The sequence below is a fragment of the Pseudoalteromonas sp. S1650 genome (assembly GCF_005887195.1).
GTDB lineage: Bacteria > Pseudomonadota > Gammaproteobacteria > Enterobacterales > Alteromonadaceae > Pseudoalteromonas > Pseudoalteromonas simplex.
In genome coordinates this window covers 18,999-43,467 of sequence record NZ_PNDF01000036.1, presented here as the reverse complement: position 1 = coordinate 43,467, position 24,469 = coordinate 18,999, and the positions used below count along the sequence as shown (strand labels likewise).

The following is a 24,469-nucleotide window of genomic DNA, read 5'->3' as shown; positions in this document are numbered from 1 at the left end:
TTGTTCTAAGTTAGCTTATCAAAGAACAACGCAGACTATTTGAATAAGTTATCGACTTCTTCTGGTAAAAAAGGACGACCTTTTTCATTTACTGACGTGCCAATCACCAAAGCTTGCAACATCACTTTATGATCATGTTTGCGATACACTGTTTGCCTAAAAGCAAACTTTAATCGGCTGATACGCTCAGGCTCAACGGCAACGTAAAATTCATCACCCGGCATAAGTGATGCCTTGTAATCCATTTCGCTACGCAGTACGACAAGGTTTACTTTTTCTCTTGCGAGCTTTGCAAAATCGATACCTTGGGCATGTAAAAACTCATGGCGTGCATGTTCTAAATAATTAAAATAAACACTGTTGTTTACAATTCCTTGTAAATCACACTCATAATCACGCACTTTAAAGTCTACTTTAAAGGTCATAGTCGTATTCCTAATCAATTTACGTATAATTGCCTGCGTTTATATCATAAAAATTGATTTTATAGCCATTTGGCTAGCTAGGTTGCTAGAATAGCAGTCCCGAAAATGGAGTTAAGAATCCGCATGAAACGACGTTTATCATTATTATCTGCTGCCATCCTGCCTTTATTCGCAGCATCTTCGATTGCTTACGCTGAAGACGGTGAGCTTGAAAAAATTGAAGTTACCGGTGATTTCAAAAGAGAAAGCATTCAAACCCTTAGTGCCAGCGCAAGCTTGTTTTCAGATCATGAAATCAATCAACGCGGTGCAAAGTTTTTAGATGAGATGCTTGCTAGTGCAGCGAATGTAAACTTTACCTCAGGGGCATCTCGTGGTCGTTTCGTGCAAATTCGTGGTGTCGGTTTACGCTCACAGTTTGTTGACCCTATTAATCCTTCGGTTGGCTTAGTGATCGACGGTATTAACTACTCTGGTTTAGGCGGCAGTTCACTGTTATTTGATATCGACCAAGTTGAAATTTATCGCGGCCCACAAGGAACTCGCTTTGGTGCTGATGCCTTAGCTGGCATGATTCAAATGGAATCTGCAACCCCCACTCTTGACCCAAGTGTGAAAATACAATTAGGTGCGGGCAACTACAACAGCTATGAAGCAGGTATTGCCGCAGGTACGGGTATTACCGACGACACAGCAGTACGCGCTAGTATTTATCAACGTGAGTCTGATGGGTATGTAGAAAACCGTTATTTAGGCAAAGATACCCAGCAACAAGACGAGCTTGTCTCTCGCTTTAAATTACACAGTCAATTGACCGAGCATTTACGTACTGAACTGAATGTACATTACATCGATATTAATAACGGCTATGACGCCTTCACATTGGATAATAGCCGTTATAGTGTTGCTGATGAACCAGGCCAAGACAACCAAGAAAGCATTGCGGTTGGCCTAGCAAATATTTATACCGGTTTTGACTTATTTGATATCAGCTTAAACCTATCTGGTATCGACAGCGAGCTGTTATACAGTTACGACGAAGACTGGGTGTGTAATGATGAAGCTCAACCTGAATTATGTGCAGCAGGTCTACATGAATGGGGCTATAGCTCAACAGATGCTTACTTTCGCGATCGCCAAGATCAAGCGGCTGAGCTGCAATTTAGTGGTAAATCTGGCGAGTGGGTCGCAGGCATTTACTATCAAGGCCGCGAAGTTGACTTAGAACGTCAATACACTTGGCTGGCACAACCATTTGCATCTAATTATGAAACCAGCAATATTGCTGCGTATGGCCAACTAGCAACAGCTATTGGTCCAAAAACAACCTTAATTACGGGTCTGCGTGTTGAGCAGTATCAAGGCGACTACATCGACAATAACGGTTTTATTGAAGAAACGGATGATGTCATGGTGGGCGGTAAGCTTGCACTTGAATACCAAGTGATTGATCGCACCATGATCTACACTAGCATTACTCGTGGCTATAAAGCTGGCGGTATTAACTCTGAAGCTTTAGCAAAAGCAAAAGACGAAGGCTTAAACCTAGATGCTGATTTCTTTGCTAATCACACATCATTTGCCCCTGAATACCTATGGAGCGGTGAGTTTGGTGTTAAAGGCAGCTCTTTGGACGATAAGTTTGTGTTACGTCTTGCCGCTTTCTACATGTACCGTGAAGATATGCAGCTAAAATCGTGGCAAGTTGAAGGCCAAAAATTCACAGGCTATATCGATAACGCCAGCTCTGGTGAAAACTACGGTTTAGAAATTGAAGGCAGCTTCCAAGCAACTGACAATTTACTACTAACAGGTAGTGCTGGTTATCTAAATACAGAAATCAATGACTTTGTTGCGCAATCAGGCCTAGATCAAGATGGTCGAGATCAAGCACAAGCACCTAAATACCAATACGCATTCACTGCGCGTTATAACTTTACGCCAGCACTTTATGCATCAATTGGAGTAGAAGGCAAAGACGATTACTACTTCTCTGATAGCCATAACTCAAAAGCACCTAGCAGCAACTTAGTGAATGCTTCATTTGGTTATGAAAGTGATAATTGGAGCATTAATGCGTGGGCACGTAACTTATTTGATGAAGACGTACCAACCCGTGGTTTTGAGTTTGGTAACGACCCATTAGATGGTTACACCACTCATACATACACACAACTTGGCGAACCTATGGTTGCCGGTGTGACATTTATTTACGAGCTATAAGCAATTAGGTGCTAGGTTTTCACCTAGCACCCAAACACCTAGAGCCTAGAGCCTAGAGCCTAGAGCCTAGAGCCTAGAGCCTAGAGCCAAATAAGTTAAGCCCTTTCAATATCAAAGGCGAGTACGTCTTTAATCTTTTGCTTATTCGTTGCCAGCATAATGAGTCGATCTATACCCAGTGCGACACCCGCACATTGTGGTAAGCCATGCTCTAGTGCAGCTATTAAACGCTCATCCATTGGCACTTGCTTTAAGCCATTTGCTTCACGGTACTGATTATCTTCACTAAAACGAGCTGCTTGCTCTTTGCCATTGGTCAGTTCATTAAAGCCGTTTGCCAGTTCCATATTTTTAAAATATAACTCAAAGCGACCAGCTACTCGCTCATCGTGCTGACAAATTTGGGCAAGCGCTGCTTGCGAAGCTGGAAAATGATAAACGAAACAAGGCTTTTCTTGGCCAATCGTTGGTTCAACCTTCATACAAAATAATAGCTGTAACAAGGTATCGCGATGCGTTTCATTCGCGGCAATATCGGCAAAGCCCTGCTCCTTTGCTAGTTGCTGTAATGTGCTGATATCAGCAGTTAAAGGGTCTACACCTAAGGCGTTCATAAAGGCTTGCTGATAAGTGAGTCGCTCAGCGCTTTCTACGCCAAGCACCAATTGCATAAGCTCATCCATTTCATCCATAAGCGCAAATTCATCAAAACCCGGACGATACCACTCAAGCATTGTAAATTCAGGATTATGATGACTACCCGCCTCTTCATTACGAAAAGCTTTGCATAGCTGGAAAATAGCCCCAGAGCCTGCAGCAAGTAAACGCTTCATGGCAAACTCAGGTGACGTTTGCAAATAAAGTGGTAAGCCACCAGCATGACCTGGGCCAACAAACTCGGTACTAAATGTCGCTAAATGCACATCGGTTACACTGGCCGCGCTTAAGCTTGGCGTTTCAACCTCCATAACATCACGTGCATAAAAGAACTCGCGAATACGACGGATGATAGCGGCACGCTCTCGTAAAGTTTCAATATCGGCGCTTGGTTGCCAAAGGCCATTAGACATAAAGTGTTTCCCAAAAAAAATCCCAGCAGAAGCTGGGATTTTATAATAAATTGCTTAACAATGCCTATTACTTAACACGGCTCACGTATTCACCGCTACGAGTATCAACTTTGATCACTTCGCCGATTTGTACGAATAGAGGAACACGAACAACAGCACCTGTGCTTAATGTTGCTGGTTTACCGCCAGTACCCGCTGTATCACCTTTTAGACCTGGATCTGTTTCAGTGATTTCTAATTCAACGAAGTTTGGTGGAGTCACGGCGATTGGGCTACCGTTCCAAAGCGTGATAGTACAAACGTCATTTTCAACTAACCATTTTGCATTGTCGCCAAGCGCTTTTTCGTCAGCAGCGATTTGCTCAAATGTTTCGTTGTTCATGAAGTGCCAGAACTCACCGTCAGTGTATAGATACGCTAAATCTGTATCCATTACGTCTGCACCTTCAACTGATTCACCTGACTTGAATGTTTTTTCTAGTACTTTACCTGTGATAAGTTTACGAATACGAACACGGTTAAACGCCTGGCCTTTACCTGGTTTTACCATTTCATTTTCTAAGATGCTGCAAGGTTCGCCGTCTAACATAATTTTTAGGCCGCCCTTGAACTCATTGGTGCTATAATTCGCCATCGTTTCCTCTGTCTAAATAATTTCGAGTAATCTACGTGTCAATGATACAAAGAAATGAAGTAAATTTGCATAAAAACTGGCAAAAAGAATTGGCAAATGTTGTCACTTGTCCTGAACGCTTGCTAGAAATGCTAGGATTATCAAGCAAAGTAGACGAAAAAGACCTCAAAGCACGCAGTCTTTTTCCTGTCCGCGTGCCGCTGCCTTTTATCAAAAAAATGCGTTATGGCGACATAAACGACCCTCTTTTGCTGCAAGTGATGCCCAGGCACCAAGAGTTTTTAGCAAAAACAGGTTACGACAAAGACCCTCTAAAAGAGCAAGATAACAACCAACCTGGCTTGTTACACAAGTATCGCTCTCGGGTTTTAGTGATGTTTAAAACTGGCTGTGCCGTAAATTGCCGTTATTGCTTTAGACGCCATTTTCCTTATCAAGAAAACCAATTAAACAAACGCAGTTTAATTGATGCACTGGCTTACATTAAAGCCGACAGCAACATCAACGAAGTCATTTTAAGTGGTGGCGATCCATTGATGGCCAAAGACGATGCTGTTAGTTGGTTTATGGATGAGTTAGAGCAGCTTCCGCAAATTAAACGCATGCGTATTCACAGCCGCTTACCTGTGGTGATCCCTGCAAGAATTACCGATGAGCTATGTGCACGCTTTGCTGCATCGCCCTTAAAGGTGGTGTTTATAAATCATATCAATCACGCTAACGAAATTGATGATGACTTTAAAACGGCCATGCAAAAGTTAAAAGCTGCAGGGGTGACGTTACTAAATCAGGCGGTGTTACTAAAAGATGTGAATGATTCTGTCGAGTCGCAAGTTGCACTTAGTGAGGCTCTGTTTGAGGCAGATATACTTCCTTACTACTTACATCTACTAGATAAAGTTGAGGGTGCTAGCCATTTTGATATAGCTGAGAGTCAGGCACGAGAAATCGTAACGGCTATGCTGGCAGCATTGCCGGGTTTTTTGGTTCCTAAGCTGGTGCGTGAGATCGGCGGCGAAAAAAGTAAAACGCCTATCGATCTCAATATACTGTAGTTAAACGTATACGTTTACGTTGTTACCTAGTGTCGCAGTTACCGACTTAGCAGGTGTTTGTGCAGCACTGGTATTCATTGCTGCGCCTTCGATAAGTGCAAGTGCCGCAGCACCATCAGCCTTTTGCTGTTTTTTAGCAAGTGATGCGCTGTAAACTTCTGCGCTTTCGCCACCGCCACTCATCGCTGGTAAGCTTGATCCTGATATATTCATAGTTCATTACCTGACTTTTTATGACAATCCACGTACTATATCGGCATTGCAGTCTAAAGCTTTAGGAAAAAAATGGATTCAATTATTGAACAACTCAATGCTAACCTAAAAATCGTTTATCGTCAGGCACTTGATGCTGATAAAAAATTAGATGATTTACAGCAGCAAGGCCATGGCAAATTCAAAGCCTTATTTGCAAAAGATGCTGGCTTTGATTTTGAAGCGAAACGCTTTAAACCTTACGTTCTCGATGTTGCAGCTGATGTAGAAAGCTTAAGCAACGACGGTATGGACGAAGAAAAGCTGAAAAAAACCGTTATTAAACTGCAACAGTTATTACAGTTGCTAGCAACCTTCAAATAAACACTTAATCACTACAACGTGCTGATGATTTTTGAGGAGCACTGAGCTCTACTTTGTGCCCTCTTAAATCTCTCTTAACATAGTGCTTTTTAACACTTACAATCCTTATTAACAGCCGTTGCTCGAATATCAAAGGTTCTGGTACACTTTTCCTTTGTTCATCTTATTACTCGCGCAATGACTCATCATTCTCTAACCTTAACCGTATTAGCTGGCGGACTCGGTAGTCGCTTTGGTGGAAACAAACAAATTGCTGATATTCAAGGTCTTAACAGTACTATTATGGAACTAAGTATTCGAGATGCTGTTCAAGTAGGTGTAACTCAAGCTGTTATCATCATAAATGCTAATATTCGAGCCGAATTTGAAGCAAGAATTTTACCCCGTTTGCCTAAATCACTTGAAGTTATCTTAGTTAATCAAGAAATCACTGCAATTCCAGAAAAGTATCTTTCTTTAGCTAAAGAGCGGCAAAAGCCTTGGGGAACAGGCCACGCTCTTTTATGTGCAAAACCCTATGTAAAGAACCCTGCAATTGTAATTACAGCCGATGATTATTATGGGGCCTCTTCGTTTAAAATTATCGCCGAACATTTTAAGCGTAGTAATGATTGGGCTATGGTTGGTTACCCTATAGTTGATACTTTATCGACTCAAGGAGGGGTCAATCGCGGAGTGTGTAGCATCGATGAGCAACAACATTTAATCGATGTTGTCGAATATCTTGATATCAAGCTAGAGCAAGGTATTTTGTTAGGTAATAACTCTCTAGGTGAGCGTCAGAGTATTGCTAAGGAAGCTCTTGGTTCAATGAGTTTTTGGGGGATTACAGATGATTTATTCATGGTTCTAGAAAAGGGCTTTGTACAGTTTTTAGAAAATACTGACAACGGTGTCACGAAAGAGTATTATTTACCAAATCAGATACAACTTGCGATTAAAGATTACAATCAAACTGTCGCCGTTTATACCGCACAAGAGCCATGGTACGGCGTAACCTACAAAGCTGAATTGGATGCAATAGCAAGTACATTACGTCAGTTACGCCTCGGGCTTAATGAATAAATCTACACCTCTTCTTACAAAAAGTAATGGAAAATTAATGAAGTCGAATCCTGTTGCAACTTATCTTTCTGAGCATTTTGGCTTAAGTTCAGATCACGTGACACTGAAACCTATTGGCAACGGCCATATAAACACAACGATGCTTCTTAAGTCACAAGATAATGCTGTCGTTGTGCAAAAACTAAATACTGATGTATTTCCTAACCCTGAGCAGCTTGTAGAGAATGCAAGGCTTATCGAAAAGCACCTAAACGACAAACATGTGAAAGGAGAATATAGTCTCGAGATTATTCGTCATGTACCGACAATAAAAAATGATTTTTTGGTGGAATATGACCAAGGCGTGTGGCGTGCACTCGAATTTATTGGCGGCAGTTACAGTGAGGATGTTGTAGCAAACATCTCTCAAGCACAAACTGCGGCCAATGCATTTGGTCAATTTGCGCTTGCTTTACAAGACTTTCAGGCTGAGCAACTACATCATGTTATCCCAGATTTTCATAATTTAGCAATGCGTTTTGATGCTTTCAGAAAAGCAATCGAAAATGACCCTGTAAATCGTATCGAGCTTTGCCAACCAGATATCGAGTTCTGTTTAAATCAGCAATCGCTAATTGATGAACTACAGAAACTGGAAGGTAAGATCCCATTAAGACCCTGTCATAATGATACAAAAATCAATAACATGCTTTTTTGTAAAGATTCTGATGATGCAAAAGCAGTTATCGATTTAGATACCTGTATGCCTGGCTATTGGTTATTTGATTTTGGTGACATGGTGCGCACTTTCTGTTCACCTGAGCAAGAGGATTCAACTAACCTGAAAAATGTAACAGTTCGCGAAGAAATTTTTGCAGCTATTGTTAAGGGCTATGTAGAACCATTAAAAAATGTAATCACTGATGCAGAAAAAGAGAGCTTTTGGCTTGGCACAAAAGTAATGACATTTATGATTGGCTTGCGCTTTCTTACTGATTTTATTGATGGTGACAATTACTTTGCGACTAAACATGCTCACCATAATCTCGAACGAGCCCGAAACCAGTTCGCACTGTATCGCGATATTCTTGAAAAAGAGAATACCCTAAAAGCTATTTTAGAAATAAATAAGTAACGAGCTTACAATTAAAGTTTGGGGTTAAACTTTTGGAGCAATTTCACATCAAGCTATGGGGATGATAGGAGCTACCGACCACTCCTTAACTAATCAGACCGAGCCACTCGAATTGTTATATCGGTGGCTCTTAGTTTAGATATTAGTGAGCTTGTTGCCAGTTGTCACCGCTGTCGGCTTCAACAATCAGAGGCACATCAAGAGTAGCGGCTTCTGACATTAACTTACAAATTTCAGCTTTATAGTCGTCCACAGATTCTTCTTTAATTTCGAACACTAATTCATCGTGCACTTGCATGAGCAGCTTAACTGAGCCTGCAGCTTGTGCGTTCACCCATTGATGAACTTTTAGCATCGCTTTTTTGATGATATCTGCAGCAGTCCCTTGCATTGGTGCGTTGATAGCAGCACGCTCAGCGGCTTTACGACGAGCACCGTTACGGGCATTGATTTCAGGTAAATGTAAGCGGCGGCCAAAAATTGTTTCTACATACCCTTTATCAGCTGCTTTTTCACGGGTTGTTTCCATGTACTCAAGTACGCCAGGGAAACGCTCGAAGTATTTATCAATATAATGCTGTGCTTCATGACGTGGTACATCTAATTGACGTGATAAACCAAACGCCGACATGCCATAAATTAAACCGAAGTTAACCGCTTTAGCTTTACGGCGCATATCGCTGGTAACCTCTTCAAGGCTAACCCCGAAGACTTCTGCCGCTGTTGCACTGTGAACATCTAAACCATTCGCAAAGGCAGTTAATAGGCCTTTATCTTGAGATAAATGCGCCATGATACGTAATTCAATTTGGCTGTAATCGGCAGCCACAATTTTATGGCCTGGTGCAGCAACAAAGGCTTCACGAATTCGACGGCCTTCTTCTGAACGAATTGGAATATTCTGTAAGTTAGGATCCGTTGAACTTAAACGTCCTGTTGCTGTTACAGCTTGATGGTAAGAGGTATGCACTCGCTTAGTGCGCTCATCAACCATTAGCGGAAGTTTATCTGTGTAGGTTGATTTAAGTTTAGATAAACCACGGTGCTCAATAATCACTTTTGGTAATGGATAATCATGAGCTAGTTCTTGTAACACCTCTTCTGCTGTCGAAGGTGCACCCTTAGGTGTTTTCTTGATAACAGGCAGCTCAAGTTTTTCAAACAAAATAGCTTGCAGTTGCTTAGGTGAGCCTAAGTTAAATTTTTCACCCGCAATATCATAAGCTTCTTGCTCAAGCTCTAACAGGCGTTCACCTAAACGTTGGCTATGAGCTGCTAGCATGTTGCTATCAATTGCAACACCAGTACGCTCAATATCAGAAAGCACTGTGACAAGTGGTAACTCAATCTCTTCGAATACCGATTTTAAGTGGCTATCAGCATCAATTTTTGGCCATAATACTTGATGAAGACGTAGCGTTATATCGGCATCTTCAGCAGCATAAGGCGCCGCTTTTTCTAGCTCAATTTGATTAAACGTTAACTGCTTCTTACCTTTACCGGCAATATCTTCAAAGCTGATATTTTTGTGACCAAGGTATTTCAGTGCCAACGAGTCCATATCATGGCGGCTGCCTACACTATTAAATACATACGACTCCAGCATGGTGTCGTATTTAATGCCTTTTAATTCAAAACCTGCGTTAGCTAACACGCTTTTATCGTACTTAAGGTTTTGCCCCACTTTCGCTTTGTTTTCGTCAGCTAAGATTGGGCCAATTTTTGCCATTACGGTTTCTAAGCTTAATTGCTCAGGCGCATCTGGGTAATCGTGACCAACCGGAAGGTAAGCCGCTTCACCGGCTTTAACCGCAAAGCTCATACCAACCAATTGCGCTTGCATATAATCAAGGCTGGTTGTTTCAGTATCAAAAGCAAACAATTCGGCGTCATTTAACTGCGCCACTAAGGTATCAAGTTGCTCTTCAGTTAAGATTGTTTCGTAGTGTGCATCAGCAACTTTTGGTAGTTCGTTAGCTTCAGTTGGCACATCTAAATGCGTGTCAGCGTCTTTAGGGTTATCAAGTAGCTCAGCTAACCAACGGCGGAACTCACACTCACCATAAAGTGCAATCAATTCGTCACGATTAGGCTCTTGCAGCTTAAAGCTTTCAAGATCTGACTCAACCTCAACATCACACTTAATTGTTGCTAACTCATAGCTAAGTGGCAAATGATCAAGTGCTGTAGCAAGCTTTTCACCAATCTTGCCTTTTATTTCACCTGCATGATCAATGACACCTTGTAATGATCCATATTTTTGCAGCCACTTCACCGCTGTTTTTGGACCACAGCCATCAACACCTGGGATGTTATCGACTTTGTCACCCATTAGGGCAAGGTAATCAATGATCAATTCAGGACCAACGCCAAACTTCTCAACCACGGTTTCTGGATCTGAAATGCTATCTGTCATGGTATTGATCAGCGTAACATGCTCATTAACAAGCTGAGCCATATCTTTATCGCCAGTCGAGATCAGCACATGACGCTGCTGCTCTGAGGCTATTCGCGCAAACGTACCGATAACATCGTCAGCTTCAACACCTTCAATACTAATCAGTGGAAAACCCATTGCTTTAATAATGTTATGCAGTGGTGCGATCTGTGTGCGTAAATCATCCGGCATTGGCGGACGATTCGCTTTATATTCGCTGTACATATCATTTCTGAAGGTTTTACCCTTGGCATCAAATACCACCACCATGTGCGATGGATCATATTGCTTGATCAAACTCTTAAGCATATTAACTACGCCATAGATTGCGCCTGTCGCTTCACCTTTTGAGTTAGTAAGGTGCGGTGGCGAATGGTATGCACGGAATAAATAAGAAGAACCATCTACAAGAATAAGTGGATTTTCAGGGATCTGAGCCATGGTGAAATTGGATCCTAATTGAATAACATTAAATTGTTTGTAAGCATGCCATAAGGTCATGAAGAAAACGACTGTGAATTATTAACCAATAAAGCTTTATGACAGAGCAAGCTGTGGATAACTTTGTAGATAACAGACACAGTTAATTCTCCCAAAATGAAAAAACATTTAGGAGAATTAGATAAGCTTATGTTTTTATTTAAAAAAGATATTACGGCGTTCTTTTTTTATTATTTTTGTCCGATGTGGAAAACGGTTTTAGTAGCGATAACCTTTTGCTTATTCGATACCGAATTAACATCCCTTTTCATAACCGGAGGAGTATTCTAGCATAATGGATCAAAGATCATAGCGATCCTTTATACTTTTTTTTTCGTTAGTAATTTATAAAAAGGCATAAACAGCTATTCATCATGCTTTGCGAGTTATCAAGCGACGAAAATTTTTTATTTTGTCGCCATGCTCGTATCCTTGTTAAACTTAAGCTAGTCGCATTAAGGAGAGTTCAAAAAATGAAAAAAGTTGCTGTAATTTTAGCTGGTTGCGGTGTTTACGACGGCGCAGAAATCAATGAAGCCGTGTTAACCTTATTACATATCGCTAAAGCAGGCGCGAGCTATGAATGCTTCGCACCCGATATCGAACAAATGCACACCGTTAATCACCTAACAGGTGAAGAAATGACACCTAATCGTAATGTGCTAGTTGAAGCTGCACGTATTGCCCGCGGTGAAATAAAAGCGCTCACTGAGCTAAATGTAGATGAGTTCGATGCCTTGATCGTACCGGGTGGTTTTGGTGCCGCGAAAAACCTATCCGACTTTGCTGTGAAAGGTGCTGATGCACAAGTTCAAGGTGATGTACTGACAACAGCGAAGGCTTTTGTCGATGCCAACAAAGCAGCTGGTTATATATGTATTGCGCCTGCCATGCTGCCGCTTATTTATGGTAAAGGTGTAAAAACAACCATTGGGAGCGATGCAGAGACCGCCGCAGCTATAGAACAACTTGGTGGAGCACACCAAAGCTGTGCTGTGAACGATATCGTTGTTGATCAACAACATAAAGTGGTCACTACCCCAGCCTATATGTTGGCCCAAAGTATTTTAGATGCAGATGCGGGTATCGAAAAATTAGTTAACAAAGTATTAGAGCTTGCTTAAGCATCAAGCTAAGAGCCAGTATTTTATGCTGGCTTTTCTTGCGCTAACGCAAAAAAATGACGGTTTTTCTCAAGAAAAAGCCTTTTAGATCATTTTATAAATTGTGGCTTAGCGTTATAATCGTTCTAATTTCCGTCATATATATCGTGATTGATCACGTTCAAATCGAAGTGAGCAAGGCAAAATGAAAAAACTATCAGCTGCATTATTACTGCTAGCAACAACGGCATATGCACAAGCGTATGACAACTCTTTGACTGAAGATGCTATCAAAAAGCGTCTAGCGCCAATTGGTTCTGTCTATCTAGAAGGTGATAAAGCTGCAGTCGCTGCTGAACCTACAGGCCCTCGTTCTGGTGAACAAGTTTACCAAGCAGCATGCTTTGCTTGTCACGGCACTGGTGCACTAGGCGCACCTAAATCAGCTGATGATTGGGCTCCTCGTATTGCTAAAGGCATGGACACTTTACTTGACCATGCAATCAATGGTTTCAACGCGATGCCTCCTAAAGGTACGTGTATGGACTGTTCTGATGAAGAGATCAGCGCTGCTATCGATTTCATGACTAGCAAGTAACAGTTTCAAATCTAATACTAAGGGCTTATTTTTATAAGCCCTTTTTTTATGCCTTTATCAGGGCGCGAGGCTAGCTCTGTAGCCAAATATGACCATAATAAATTACTATTTTGTTAACAGCTGTTACTTGACGATCTAATAAAAAAGTGGAACTATTAAGGACGATATTTAAACAATAATAAAATGAGTTCTAAATCATTGGAAGATTCAGCAACACACTTTGATAAGCTTGCACGTAAAAATGTTCGCTTAAAATCGCTTTTACAAAAGTATAAGCAATCACATCACTTGCAACATGCTCTTTTACAATTATCAGAGCAAGCGAGTACTGTTGCCGAATTAACCTTGCTTTACCCTGCTATCCACAACATCCTGCAAGACTATATTCCAAGTAAAAACTTCTTCGTGGTTTTGCATAACCCTGTTTACGATAACCTTGAGTTATCTTATTTTGCCGACGAAAAAGATGGCCTCTCTGTGCCATTGAAGTATGAACAGTACTTTAAAGAAGGCCTGACAGGTTACGTATTTAAGCAAGGTAAAACCAGCTACTTTACCAAACAACAAACAGAGCTAGCGGTTGAACAAGGCTTACTCAAATGCTTTGGCACACCTGCCGAGCATTGGGTTGGAGTTCCTGTATACCGCGATAAGTCAATAATTGGAGTGATGGTCGCGCAAAGCTATGAAAAAGACCTGAGTTATTCTGAGCAACAAATTGAGTTGCTAGAAGTAATGTCACTTTATTTGGCAACGGCCATCGAACGAGTTAAGAAACGTGAACTGCTCGAATCAGAAGTTAAAATTCGTACTCGTGCACTGACACAAAGTAATCAAGCTCTCAATGAAGAAATACAGCAACGTAAAAAAGCGTTAGAGCGTCAACAGATCCTTTTTAAAATATCAGAGCTGGCAACCTTAAGTGAAAATCTTGACGACGTTTATAAACATGTTCACGAAATTATTAAAACCATTACCTATGCAGACAATCTATATATTGCCCTTTATGATGAGCAAACTCACTGGTTAAGTTTTCCGTACTGTGTCGATGAATACAATGACACAGGCAGGCCGAGACCTTTTGCAAAAGGTTTTAGTGAACTTGTTTTAAGCTCCGAAGAATGCCAAGTCATCGATATTGATAAAGCAAATAATCTAATTAAGTTAGGCGTTGTTGAAAGGCCCGTAGACGTCCCGGCTGAACGAACAGCAACTAGCTGGTTAGGTGCACCACTTAAAACATCGCAAGGTGTCATTGGTCTAATAGTTTGCCAAGCGTATAATAATAAACACGAATTCACGCAAGATGACTGTGAGTTAATTACCTTTGTATCGCATCAAATAGCCAACGTCATTCAAACCCATTTAGCAAATCAAGAGTTAAAGCTAAATCATCAAAAGCTGGAAAACAGAGTTGCAGAGAAAACGAAAGAGTTACGCCAAGCAAACCTTCACTTACAGATGCAAATTGAAGAGCGTAAAAAAATAGAACAACAGCTGTACCACGATGCACATCATGACTCATTAACCAGTTTACCTAATCGCAGTTTATTCCTAACACAGTTAGAAAAAACATTGCAGCATTATCAGCGCTATCCAGAGCAGCAGTTTGCAGTGTTATTTATTGACCTTGATAAATTTAAAGACATCAACGATCACCTTGGTCACCAAGCAGGCGATCAATTTTTAATTGGTGTTGCTGAATCTTTCTCGCATTGTATCCGTGAGCATGATTTACTTGCACGTTTAGGTGGTGATGAGTTTGTGGTATTGCTCACTCACTTAACTGAGCAACAGCAAGCTCAAGATGTTGCCAAACGTATCATCGAAATAATGAGAAAACCTTTCTGTATGAAGGGTCAATGCATTCAAAGTGGTGCCAGTATTGGTATTACTTACTCAAAACCAAGCTACAAGCACACCGATGAAATTATACGTGATGCCGACGCCGCCATGTATTACGCTAAAAATGCAGGCCGTAATCGCTTTGAATGTTTCCATCCGCTGCTTAATGCCAGTAATGTGCAACATGATGCTGACAATATGCATCACTTAGATGACTTGCCTATGCACTTTAGAAGTGCCGAAATCATTACCTTGGATGAGCAAACTCGCGCAGAGTCTTTACTCGAAGCATTTGGTGAACACCCAGTACTTGGCAGCACCAGCTTTGAAGTACTTAAGAAGTTTGCGACCGATAGAGTACAGCACTTTGAGGTTGAACTTAACTTACTAAAACAAGCATTCAGCTTAGTAAGTGACAGTAAGAAAGAAAAAGTATTGTTCCCTTGCTCTGGCTTAGTCCTTGAACGTATTAATTTTCAAGCACTATGTAAGCTATTAAAAGCCCACGATGCGAATAGAATGTGTCTGTTATTCAACGAACAAGAAATTCGTTACGCATCAGCGGTACAAATTGAAAATTTAAAAAACTTGGTCGCACAAGGATTTTCGATTGGGTTGAATGAATTTGCTAAAGATCGCTGTGAGTTAAACTTACTGACTGAGTTTCAATTCGATTACTTGTTATTAAGTTCAACATTTAGCAAGCGCGTATTACAGCAAGAAAACTATCACTTACAACTGCAAGGTGTACTGGCGATTACTAAGCTGCAAAATATCAAAGTAATCGCGAAAGGACCGTCGATTTTTAACTACCGCACGTTACTCGATAAGCACGGGTTGTCGTTGTTTATTGGTAAACAGCATGCGCTGGCGCCCTTCGAATACGAAACACCAAGCGCACAAATAATTACTTCTTAAGCATCGCTCTTAGATTAGCTACACGGGCTTGGCCTTTTTCCATACGCTCAGCTTGTGAAGACGGTGGCTTTTTCGCTTCAAAGGCTAAGTCATCTTGTGGTAACTCCTGCACAAATCGACTGAGCTCAGTATCTGACGTTTCACCAAATTGACGACGTAACTTAGCATAAGTCATTACCAACTCTTGTTGAGCACGGGTTATACCTACATAAGCAAGACGACGCTCTTCTTCAACGTTATCTTCATCGATACTTACTTGGTGTGGTAGTAACCCCTCTTCCATGCCAACCATGAACACATACGGATACTCCAAACCTTTTGAAGCATGCAGTGTCAGTAATTGTACCGCATCAGATTCGTCTTCTTCTTCGTTACGTTCAAGCATGTCACGTAAAGTCAGTTTACTAACCACCTCAGCAAGGTTCAGCGGCGGGTTGTCTGCGTCCCCTGTTAGCATGTCGGTGATCCAACGATAAAGCTCTGAAACGTTCTTCATGCGCATTTCAGCGGCTTTTGCACTCGGTGATGACTCATAAAGGTATGCTTCGTAGTTAATTTGCCTAACTAACTCTTTCACAGCTTCAAGGGTATCGCCGCGTACCGCATTATCAGAAAGCTCAACCACCCAGCGGGCAAAACCAGCTAAGGCATTAAAACCACGGCCTTTTAAGCGGTGTGCAAGTTCAGGTTCAAAACAGGCTGCAAATAAGCTGATATGCTTTTCATTAGCAAGGGTGCCAAGTTTTTCGAGTGTGACCGTACCAATCTCACGGCGTGGCGTATTTACAATACGTAAAAAGGCATTGTCATCATCTTGGTTCACCAATAAGCGTAAATACGCCATGATATCTTTAATTTCTGAACGCGAGAAAAACGACATGCCGCCACTGATCTTATAGGGAATGCGGTTGCTCATAAGTGCTTTTTCAAACACGCGCGCTTGATGGTTACCACGGTATAAAATCGCGTAATCTTTGTAGCTGGTGCGTTTCATGAATTTATGAGAAATGATCTCTGCCACCACTCGCTCTGATTCATGCTCTTCATCACGACAACCAATCACTTTGATTGGCTCACCATAACCAAGTTCACTGAATAGCTTTTTATCAAACTCATGAGGGTTATTGGCGATCAAAATATTCGCCGCTTTTAGAATTCGCCCTGCGCTTCGGTAGTTTTGTTCAAGCTTAATTAAACGTAAGCCCGGAAAATCTTTACTCAATAGTACAAGGTTTTGAGGCTTAGCACCGCGCCATGAGTAAATTGATTGGTCATCATCGCCTACCACTGTAAAACGAGCTCGTTCACCCACCAATAACTTAACCAACTGATACTGACTGGTGTTGGTATCTTGATACTCATCCACCAGTAGGTAACGAAAACGCTGCTGCCAACGCTCACGCGCAGTAGCATTTTGGCCTAACAATAAAGTAGGGATCATGATCAGATCATCAAAATCAAGGGCATTATAAGCACGTAGTTGATTTTGATAACGCGCATACAGCTGAGCAAATAAGGCTTTTTGTGGCTCACGGGCTTCGCGAACAGCACGCTCTGGCAGAATCAATTCGTTCTTCCAGTTACCTATTTGCATTTTTAGTAGGTTGAGTAAGTCTTTGTCTTTTTTTAGTTCTTCTTCGGTCAGCTCGGCTAGTAACTGGTTCGTATCTTGATCATCAAACAACGAAAAACCGGGTTTAAACCCTAGCGTCGTTAACTCTTTTTTGATGATCTCAAGCCCAAGGGTATGAAACGTTGAAACCCATAAGCCTTTCGACTCTTGTTTACCCAGTGTTTGCGTTACACGCTCGCGCATTTCTTTTGCCGCTTTATTGGTAAAAGTTACCGCCGCAATATTGCGCGCTTGATACTCACACTTTTGCACCAAGTAAGCGATTTTATTAGTAATAACACGCGTTTTACCAGAGCCCGCACCGGCTAATACCAGACACGGTCCACTGATATACTTTACCGCTTCATCTTGTTTTGGGTTGAGTTTCATAAGCCCCTAAAGAAATTATCCAAAGACAGGACGGGCAATTTTACCGTAATCACTACACTACGCCTAGCCAATAAGGTAAGATTGTTTTTTTACGTGACTCAAGGGACGAAGATGATCAACCCAGCAAAACTTGAAGAAATCGCTAAGCAAATTACTGACAACATGCCGCAAGGCGTGAAAAACCTTGCCGAAACAGTTGAAGGCAAAACAAAGCAAGCTATTCAAAACAAACTTGCTGAGATGGACTTTGTAAGCCGTGATGAGTTTGATATTCAAAGCCAAGTACTTATTCGTACTCGTGAAAAACTCACTGAGCTTGAAGAGAAAGTTGCATTACTCGAGCAGCAACTTGCTAGCAAACAAGAAGAACAATAAAAAAGGAGAGCGAATTAGCTCTCCTTTTTTGTACCTAACTAGTTTAGGTTTTAGCTTTTTTCTGCCACGCGTTCGAATACACGCTTAACGGCGATACCGTAGGTATCACTAGCTTCTTCAGCACAGGTCACAACCGACTCAAGATCATTAAGGTGACCATTCGCTAAGCCATACACCCAACCATGAATTGTTAAATCTTGGCCTTTCGCCCAAGCATCTTGCACAATGTTAGTACGGCACACGTTACGTACTTGTTCGATAACGTTTAGTTCAATTAAGCTATTTAAACGCTCTTGCTCAGGTAATGCATTGAGTTGTTCGATGTGTTTTTCTTTTACATCACCTACATGGCGTAGCCAGTTATCAATTAAGCCAAAACGCGCTTCGTTTAATACTGCTTGAACACCACCACAGCCATAGTGACCAACGACCATGATGTGCTTCACTTTCAGCACTTCAACAGCGTATTGCATTACCGAAAGACAGTTATGGTCAGTATGCACAACGACATTTGCTACGTTACGGTGAACAAATAGCTCACCCGGTAATAAGTCTACAATTTCGTTTGCAGGTACACGCGAGTCAGAACAACCGATCCACAAATACTCTGGATTTTGCTGCATTGATAGAATTTTAAAAAACTCAGGATCATTTTCACTCGTACGCGCTGCCCAACGTCTATTATTTTCGAATAAATTTTTTAACTTTCTCATTGCGCCTCTTTACGGTTTTTAATAATTAGCTTGGATCAAGATATTCCTTGGTGTCAGCTGCTTTTCGCAAAACGTACTAACTGTTACTTGATACCCTTGTTGTTGCAAATATAAAGCACGATCGAGCACGAGCCAAACTTCAATTGCCCTTCTGAACACATGTCGGACGAGTTCAACTCGCTCGGTGACCCTTTTGCGCTTTTTACCTATCTCTAAAAACTTATTGTAATCAATGCCTTCAGGTAAATGTAATGATTTTTTCTCAGCAGCCCATAAACAAAATGAGTTAAAAGAATCAGAGAAGATCGCTTTGTTCACTGACGGTACACTCACATAGTGCATTTCACCGGTCAGTGATTTACGTAACGCATCAAATCCAAGACGCCATTCAACCTCTGTTTTTCTGACCTTATCAACTCGGCTCGGTGCTGTTACTGTTTCTTGTAGTGCCAATTTTAAATCACGATGAGTAAGCGCAAGTTGGCTTTTTTTTGCGGGCTCGCTCATTGCTTGATAAGCGTTATCAGTGAATAAATGATAACAGCACGGTGAAAAACTAATTTGCTGGGTTTTCGCTTTACTTGCTTGCTGCATAAATGTTTGATGCAAACGACCACAGGCATGCAATGCAACTGCATGCTGCTGGCTTTCAAAAAAGCCATCTGTGTCATCGGTTAATACATCAGCCTGTGAAAACTGCATCGCCAATTGCTGTTGCTTAGCACTGTGTTGACCTTGATCGCACAAGTGTTGTTGTAGCTCAATGCTATGGACACGTGGTGCCCCATTAAATGCCAACATACGACCTAAATGCCCTTTACCAGCACACCATTCTAAAACAGGCTGGTTTAATGACTGCTGACTAATGGCCGCGACAAAGTCTTGTAGTTGTTCAAACTTACGGCCCTTAATGCCATTACTTATCCAAAATGGAAATTCATTACGGGCAGCACTTATAGCAGGCAAATTACACAACTCAGTCAACTGGTCGATACCCTCTATTGCCTCAGCAAAATAACGATATAAAGCTTGCTCATCGGCATCAAGTTCACTCACTTGTTGGTCATCAAGCGCCCATAATAAGTTGGCTAATTCAGGCCAAGGAAGATCATCAAAATCAAATGCGGTACATTGCCAGTATTGGCGGGTTGAAAATAGCAGTGCATCTAAAGCTGCAAAGTGCTCGGCAAGTGTCATAACTACTTAGCGACAAGAAATAAAGAGCAGTATAACAGCTTTTATCTTATTTAACGTCGGTTACTGCTGATCAAGCGACTGTACAATGGCACACACGCAATACTTAAAATGATGGCGAGGATCAACATCCACGACAGCTCAATAGCTTCAGCTTGCTGCTGATCATACATAAAGCCATCAAAAGCCTGATCAAAATCAGCTTGCTCGATGCCATATAGATCTGCAATTAAACGCCATTTTGCCATCGACATATTGCCTAACTTAATCCCTGGAGGTTGAATATAGCTTGCCAAAACATGTGCTTCATAAGCCAGCTCCTGTACGCTTTTATGTTTAGCATAGTGCTGCTTGGTCACATCGATGCTTTCTTCTAAGTGCAATAAAGCATACCGCCACCCTTTTAGGCTCGCGCGGTAAAAACGCTCTACAACCTCAGGCTTCTTCGCTAAAAACTGCTCAGAGGTATATAAAATATCACCATACACATTCAAGCCGAACTTTTGCGGGCAAATGAGTCGATAGCCAACCCCTCTAAGAGTCATGCTGTAAGGCTCATTGGTGACATACACTTGCACCGCATCTAAATCACCGGCAAGCCACTCTTTAACGCCGCCTTCATGGCTAGCTGCCATCAAGCTTTCTTGGCTCAATCCAGCACGCTGTAACATGACCAAGAGTTCTGCATTTTCTAGTGAGCTAACTTTGCTGAGTTTCTTTCCAACAAAGTCTCTGGGCTGAAAAATATCTGAGTTATTCTTTACCATCCAGCAGTAAGGCGAAAACTGCAGAATGGCTCCAAGGGCAACAACCGATGCGCCTTGCTGGCGTTTTTGTAATATGCCTGAGTGAGTAATGGCAAAGTCGGCTTGGCCGTTTAACACTTTAGGAAAGGTATCAGGGTCATTTGGGTCGGCAGGTATAATAGCAACATTAAGGCCCGCTTCCTTGTAAAAGCCTTTTTCTGCAGCCATATAATAACCTGCAAATTGAAACTGGTGAGTCCATTTTAATTGTAAGCTAACGTTATCAACGCTCTGTGCGCTCATAGAGAGCATTAGACAGATTAACCCTAGTAGACTTTTCATTCCTTGCACGCATCATCCTTGATTGAGAACCGTGCAATAACTATAGGAAAAATAGACAAAAAAACAAGGCTACTAATTAGCAGCCTTGATTATACTAAGCTACTGATTTGCCGCTTTAACCTCACTTAATTCTTGACCTTGGCTAGTTAAGAACTGGGTGAAACATGGATTGTTCGTTTCATCTTGAACGTTGTATCCCAAACGGTTCAAATGCTCATTGAATACCTCATAATCACTCGGTTCAATAGCAAAGGCCGCCAGCACATTACCAATCGCTCCACCATGATTACGATAATGGAATAAAGTGATATTCCAATTACTACCAAGGGTATCTAAGAATCGCGCCAGTGCGCCTGGGTATTCAGGAAACTCAAAGCGTAGTAAACGCTCATGAAGTTGAGCAGGCGCTTTACCACCCACCATATAACGAATATGCAATTTAGCCAGCTCGTTATCTGATAGATCGCAAAACGTGTAGTCGTTTTCTGTCAGTGCCGCTTTTAATTCATCAAGCTCTTGCTGCCCTTGCCTTAATGCAATACCAACAAAAATTTGTGCTTCGCCGGGGCCTGCGTAACGGTAATTAAACTCGGTGATAGCTCTGCCACCTAGTGAGTTACAAAACTGCTTAAAGCTACCCTTTTCTTCTTTTATGGTCACAGCAAGCAGCGCTTCGTTCTTTTCACCAAGAGCCGTTCGCTCTGCAACATAACGTAAGCGGTCAAAGTTTAAGTTTGCACCCGATAAAATTGCAGCAACGTTTAAGCCTTTAACACCATTTTGTTGGCACCATTTTTTCAGCCCTGCTGTTGATAGCGCCCCTGAAGGTTCTGCTATCGCACGAGTCGAAACAAAGATATCTTGCATTGCGGCGCAGATTTCATCGCCCGTTACAGTGACCACTTCATCACAAAACTTTTGCGCTAAACGAAATGTTTCTGTGCCGATGACTTTTACGGCTACACCATCTGCAAAGCTGCCAACACGGTCAAGCTCAACGGGCTTGCCCGCTTCAAGCGCTGCTTTTAGGCAAGCACTCTCGTCAGCTTCAACACCAATGACTTTGATATCAGGACGTAACGACTTAATGTACACCGCCATGCCTGCAAGTAAACCACCACCGCCAACAGGAATAAAAACAGCATCGAGGTCGTTCAATTGCTGCATTAATTCACGGGCAACGGTACCTTGGCCAACAATCACATCAGGATCATCAAACGGTGGCACAAACACCCCGTTACGCTGCTCTGTCAGTTCTAAAGCATGGGCTTTTGCCGCATCAAAATGATGGCCGTGTAATACCACTTCACCACCGAGTGAACGTACTGCATTCACTTTAATTTCTGGTGTTGTAACTGGCATCACAATCGTTGCGTTATGCCCTAAAAATGAGGCACTGAGTGCAACCCCTTGCGCATGGTTACCCGCTGAGGCTGTGATCACATCAGAACCTTTTGGCAACTTGCTCAGTTTATGAAATGCACCACGAAGCTTAAATGAATAAACCGGTTGTTGGTCTTCACGCTTTAACCACACATGGTTGCCTAACCGAGCACTAAGATCAGCCATTTCGCTGACCTCAGTGACTTTTGCAAGCGGCTCCATGTTCGCTTGGATGATAGCGCGAAAATAATCGAGCTCTTGAGAAACCATAATTAACTAAGCTCCTCAAGTTTTGCTAAATCGCGAACAGCTCCTTTGTCTGCACTGGTTGCAAGTAATGCATAGGCTTTAAGTGCAGATGAAACATAGCGGTCACGATCAAGTGGTTTATAAGCATCTTTACCGCGTGCTAGTTGCTTTTGTTTACGTGCTTCAAGCTCTTCATCAGACAACGCCAAAGTGATTTCACGGGTTGCGATATCAATTACTATTTTATCGCCATTTTCAACATAAGCGATTGCACCACCGCTTGCTGCTTCTGGTGAAACGTGACCAATTGATAAACCTGATGTACCACCCGAGAAACGACCATCGGTGATAAGCGCACACTTTTCGCCTAAGCCCATTGATTTTAAGTAACTCGTTGGATACAGCATTTCTTGCATGCCTGGGCCGCCTTTTGGTCCTTCGTAACGAATTACAACAACGTCACCGGCTTTCACTTCGCCGTTAAGAATACCCTCTACCGAATCATCTTGTGATTCGTATACAACCGCAGGGCCTTCAAAATGCAGCATTTCTTCAACTACGCCGGCACTTTTAACAATACAGCCATCAAGGGCTAAGTTACCTGATAGTACAGCTAAGCCACCATCTTGACGAAAGGCATTTTCAACACTGCGGATACAGCCGTTTTCACGGTCATTATCAAGTTCTGGCCAGCGACATTCTTGGCTCATTGCTTTTGTAGTACGGATACCCGCAGGACCTGCTTTATAGAATTTTTGCGCTACTTCATTATTAGGATCGGTGGCATCCCATTTAGCCACCATTTCAGCCATACTGTGGCCTGCAACGTGATCAACAGATAAATCAACAAGGCCTGCTTTACCTAACTCACGGATAATTGCCATCATGCCACCAGCGCGGTGCACATCTTCAATGTGATATTTATTGGTTGCGGGTGCCACTTTACAAAGGAAAGGAGTTTTACGGGAAAGCTCATCGATGTGCGACATATCAAAATCAACACCCGCTTCTTGCGCGGCAGCTAATAAGTGTAAAACCGTATTTGATGAACCACCCATGGCAATATCAACTACCATTGCATTCATAAAGGCTGTGCGATTAGCAATCGCACGAGGTAATACTGCTGCATTATCTTTTTGATAATACTCACGGCATAAATCAACAATGCGCGCACCTGCTTCAACGTAAAGTTGTTTACGGTCTTTATGCGTAGCAAGTGTGGTACCGTTACCCGGCAGCGCTAAACCAATCGCTTCTAATAAGCAGTTCATTGAGTTGGCAGTAAACATACCCGAACACGAACCACAAGTAGGACACGCAGAGCGCTCTACTTTTTCAGAGTCTTCATCGCTTACTGTGGTATCAGCGCCTTTCACCATGGCATCCACTAAATCAAGTTTAATGTCGATATCAGCAAGGCGTGTTTTACCCGCTTCCATTGGACCACCTGATACGAAAATAACCGGAATATTTAAACGCAGTGCAGCTAGCATCATCCCTGGGGTGATTTTGTCGCAGTTAGAAATACAGATCATGGCATCAGCACAGTGTGCATTAACCATGTATTCCACTGAGTCAGCAATTAAGTCACGCGATGGTAGTGAATACAGCATGCCGCCGTGACCCATTGCGATACCATCGTCGATTGCAATAGTATTAAATTCTTTTGGTACACCACCGGCTTCGGTGATGGTTTCAGCCATCAGCTCACTAAGTTGGTTAAGGTGAACATGACCCGGTACAAACTGAGTATATGAGTTAACAACAGCGATAATTGGCTTACCGAAGTCTTTATCTGTCATCCCTGTTGCACGCCACAAAGCACGCGCCCCTGCACGTTTGCGACCTTCTGTTGTTGTTGCACTTCTTAATTTAGCCATAATTACCTCAGTTGTTGCAGTGGCATGCCACTGACTTCCTCA

At 42.1% G+C, this 24,469-nt stretch carries 20 protein-coding genes; 9 read left to right on the top strand and 11 right to left on the bottom strand.

The annotated features are described in order from the left end of the window. Positions 1-35: 35 nt before the first annotated feature. Positions 36-425: an acyl-CoA thioesterase gene (locus CWB80_RS12400; RefSeq protein WP_138601160.1), complete on the bottom strand. Its 390-nt coding sequence runs from the start codon at positions 423-425 to the stop codon at positions 36-38. A 123-nt stretch (positions 426-548) separates the two neighbouring features. Here CWB80_RS12400 and CWB80_RS12395 point away from each other — a divergent pair, with 123 nt between their 5' ends. Then, on the top strand, positions 549-2,648 hold the full coding sequence (locus CWB80_RS12395; protein WP_138601162.1) for a TonB-dependent receptor: 2,100 nt from the start codon (positions 549-551) through the stop codon (positions 2,646-2,648). 95 nt (positions 2,649-2,743) lie between these two features. Here CWB80_RS12395 and epmA read toward each other — a convergent pair whose 3' ends face one another. After that, positions 2,744-3,718 carry an elongation factor P--(R)-beta-lysine ligase gene (gene epmA / locus CWB80_RS12390; RefSeq protein WP_138601165.1) on the bottom strand — a complete coding sequence of 325 codons (975 nt, stop codon included), beginning with the start codon at positions 3,716-3,718 and terminating at the stop codon, positions 2,744-2,746. Positions 3,719-3,785: 67 nt separating this feature from the next. Continuing rightward, positions 3,786-4,352, bottom strand: a complete 567-nt coding sequence (gene efp / locus CWB80_RS12385) for an elongation factor P (protein WP_054554126.1) — start codon at positions 4,350-4,352, stop codon at positions 3,786-3,788. Positions 4,353-4,393: 41 nt separating this feature from the next. Here efp and epmB point away from each other — a divergent pair, with 41 nt between their 5' ends. Further along, the gene (epmB, locus tag CWB80_RS12380; RefSeq protein ID WP_138601167.1) at positions 4,394-5,407 is read left to right on the top strand and encodes an EF-P beta-lysylation protein EpmB; all 1,014 of its coding nucleotides are present in this window, start codon (positions 4,394-4,396) and stop codon (positions 5,405-5,407) included. On the opposite strand, the gene CWB80_RS12375 is transcribed toward epmB, so the two are convergent. Further along, on the bottom strand, positions 5,408-5,620 hold the full coding sequence (locus CWB80_RS12375; protein WP_054554124.1) for a hypothetical protein: 213 nt from the start codon (positions 5,618-5,620) through the stop codon (positions 5,408-5,410). 72 nt (positions 5,621-5,692) lie between these two features. Between CWB80_RS12375 and CWB80_RS12370 the strand changes: the two genes are divergently transcribed. The 3 genes from CWB80_RS12370 (at position 5,693) to CWB80_RS12360 (ending at position 8,162) form a co-directional block, all read left to right on the top strand. Further along, positions 5,693-5,983 (top strand): hypothetical protein, encoded by a 291-nt coding sequence (locus CWB80_RS12370; RefSeq protein WP_054554123.1) that lies wholly within the window; start codon positions 5,693-5,695, stop codon positions 5,981-5,983. A 177-nt stretch (positions 5,984-6,160) separates the two neighbouring features. Further along, a complete protein-coding gene (locus tag CWB80_RS12365) occupies positions 6,161-7,048 on the top strand; it encodes an NTP transferase domain-containing protein (protein ID WP_138601170.1) in 888 nt (295 codons plus the stop codon). A gap of 37 nt (positions 7,049-7,085) precedes the next feature. After that, the gene (locus CWB80_RS12360) at positions 7,086-8,162 is read left to right on the top strand and encodes a phosphotransferase enzyme family protein (RefSeq protein ID WP_138601173.1); all 1,077 of its coding nucleotides are present in this window, start codon (positions 7,086-7,088) and stop codon (positions 8,160-8,162) included. Positions 8,163-8,304: 142 nt separating this feature from the next. Here the strand turns inward: CWB80_RS12360 and polA are convergent, their stop codons facing one another. Beyond that, a complete protein-coding gene (gene polA / locus CWB80_RS12355) occupies positions 8,305-11,040 on the bottom strand; it encodes a DNA polymerase I (RefSeq protein ID WP_138601175.1) in 2,736 nt (911 codons plus the stop codon). 512 nt (positions 11,041-11,552) lie between these two features. On the opposite strand from polA, the gene elbB reads away from it, so the two are divergent. The 3 genes from elbB (at position 11,553) to CWB80_RS12340 (ending at position 15,543) form a co-directional block, all read left to right on the top strand. Then, positions 11,553-12,203, top strand: a complete 651-nt coding sequence (gene elbB, locus CWB80_RS12350) for an isoprenoid biosynthesis glyoxalase ElbB (protein ID WP_054554119.1) — start codon at positions 11,553-11,555, stop codon at positions 12,201-12,203. A 184-nt stretch (positions 12,204-12,387) separates the two neighbouring features. Then, positions 12,388-12,780 carry a c-type cytochrome gene (locus CWB80_RS12345; RefSeq protein ID WP_054554118.1) on the top strand — a complete coding sequence of 131 codons (393 nt, stop codon included), beginning with the start codon at positions 12,388-12,390 and terminating at the stop codon, positions 12,778-12,780. 183 nt (positions 12,781-12,963) lie between these two features. After that, positions 12,964-15,543, top strand: coding sequence for a bifunctional diguanylate cyclase/phosphodiesterase (locus tag CWB80_RS12340; RefSeq protein WP_054554117.1), 2,580 nt, complete (start codon positions 12,964-12,966; stop codon positions 15,541-15,543). Here the strand turns inward: CWB80_RS12340 and rep are convergent. Next, positions 15,533-17,545 carry a DNA helicase Rep gene (gene rep, locus CWB80_RS12335; RefSeq protein ID WP_054554116.1) on the bottom strand — a complete coding sequence of 671 codons (2,013 nt, stop codon included), beginning with the start codon at positions 17,543-17,545 and terminating at the stop codon, positions 15,533-15,535. The genes CWB80_RS12340 and rep overlap by 11 nt on opposite strands. Positions 17,546-17,656: 111 nt before the next feature. On the opposite strand from rep, the gene ubiK reads away from it, so the two are divergent. Further along, positions 17,657-17,920 (top strand): ubiquinone biosynthesis accessory factor UbiK, encoded by a 264-nt coding sequence (gene ubiK, locus CWB80_RS12330; protein ID WP_138601178.1) that lies wholly within the window; start codon positions 17,657-17,659, stop codon positions 17,918-17,920. A 50-nt stretch (positions 17,921-17,970) separates the two neighbouring features. Here ubiK and can read toward each other — a convergent pair whose 3' ends face one another. The 5 genes from can to ilvD form a co-directional block, all read right to left on the bottom strand. Further along, positions 17,971-18,633, bottom strand: a complete 663-nt coding sequence (gene can / locus CWB80_RS12325) for a carbonate dehydratase (protein ID WP_054554114.1) — start codon at positions 18,631-18,633, stop codon at positions 17,971-17,973. Between the two features lie 18 nt (positions 18,634-18,651). After that, positions 18,652-19,830, bottom strand: a complete 1,179-nt coding sequence (locus CWB80_RS12320) for a methyltransferase (protein WP_138601181.1) — start codon at positions 19,828-19,830, stop codon at positions 18,652-18,654. 50 nt (positions 19,831-19,880) lie between these two features. Continuing rightward, positions 19,881-20,876: an ABC transporter substrate-binding protein gene (locus CWB80_RS12315; RefSeq protein WP_228482690.1), complete on the bottom strand. Its 996-nt coding sequence runs from the start codon at positions 20,874-20,876 to the stop codon at positions 19,881-19,883. A gap of 138 nt (positions 20,877-21,014) precedes the next feature. Further along, positions 21,015-22,568, bottom strand: a complete 1,554-nt coding sequence (gene ilvA / locus CWB80_RS12310; RefSeq protein ID WP_138601184.1) for a threonine ammonia-lyase, biosynthetic — start codon at positions 22,566-22,568, stop codon at positions 21,015-21,017. Between the two features lie 2 nt (positions 22,569-22,570). Further along, positions 22,571-24,427 carry a dihydroxy-acid dehydratase gene (gene ilvD / locus CWB80_RS12305; protein ID WP_054554111.1) on the bottom strand — a complete coding sequence of 619 codons (1,857 nt, stop codon included), beginning with the start codon at positions 24,425-24,427 and terminating at the stop codon, positions 22,571-22,573. Positions 24,428-24,469: the final 42 nt, after the last annotated feature.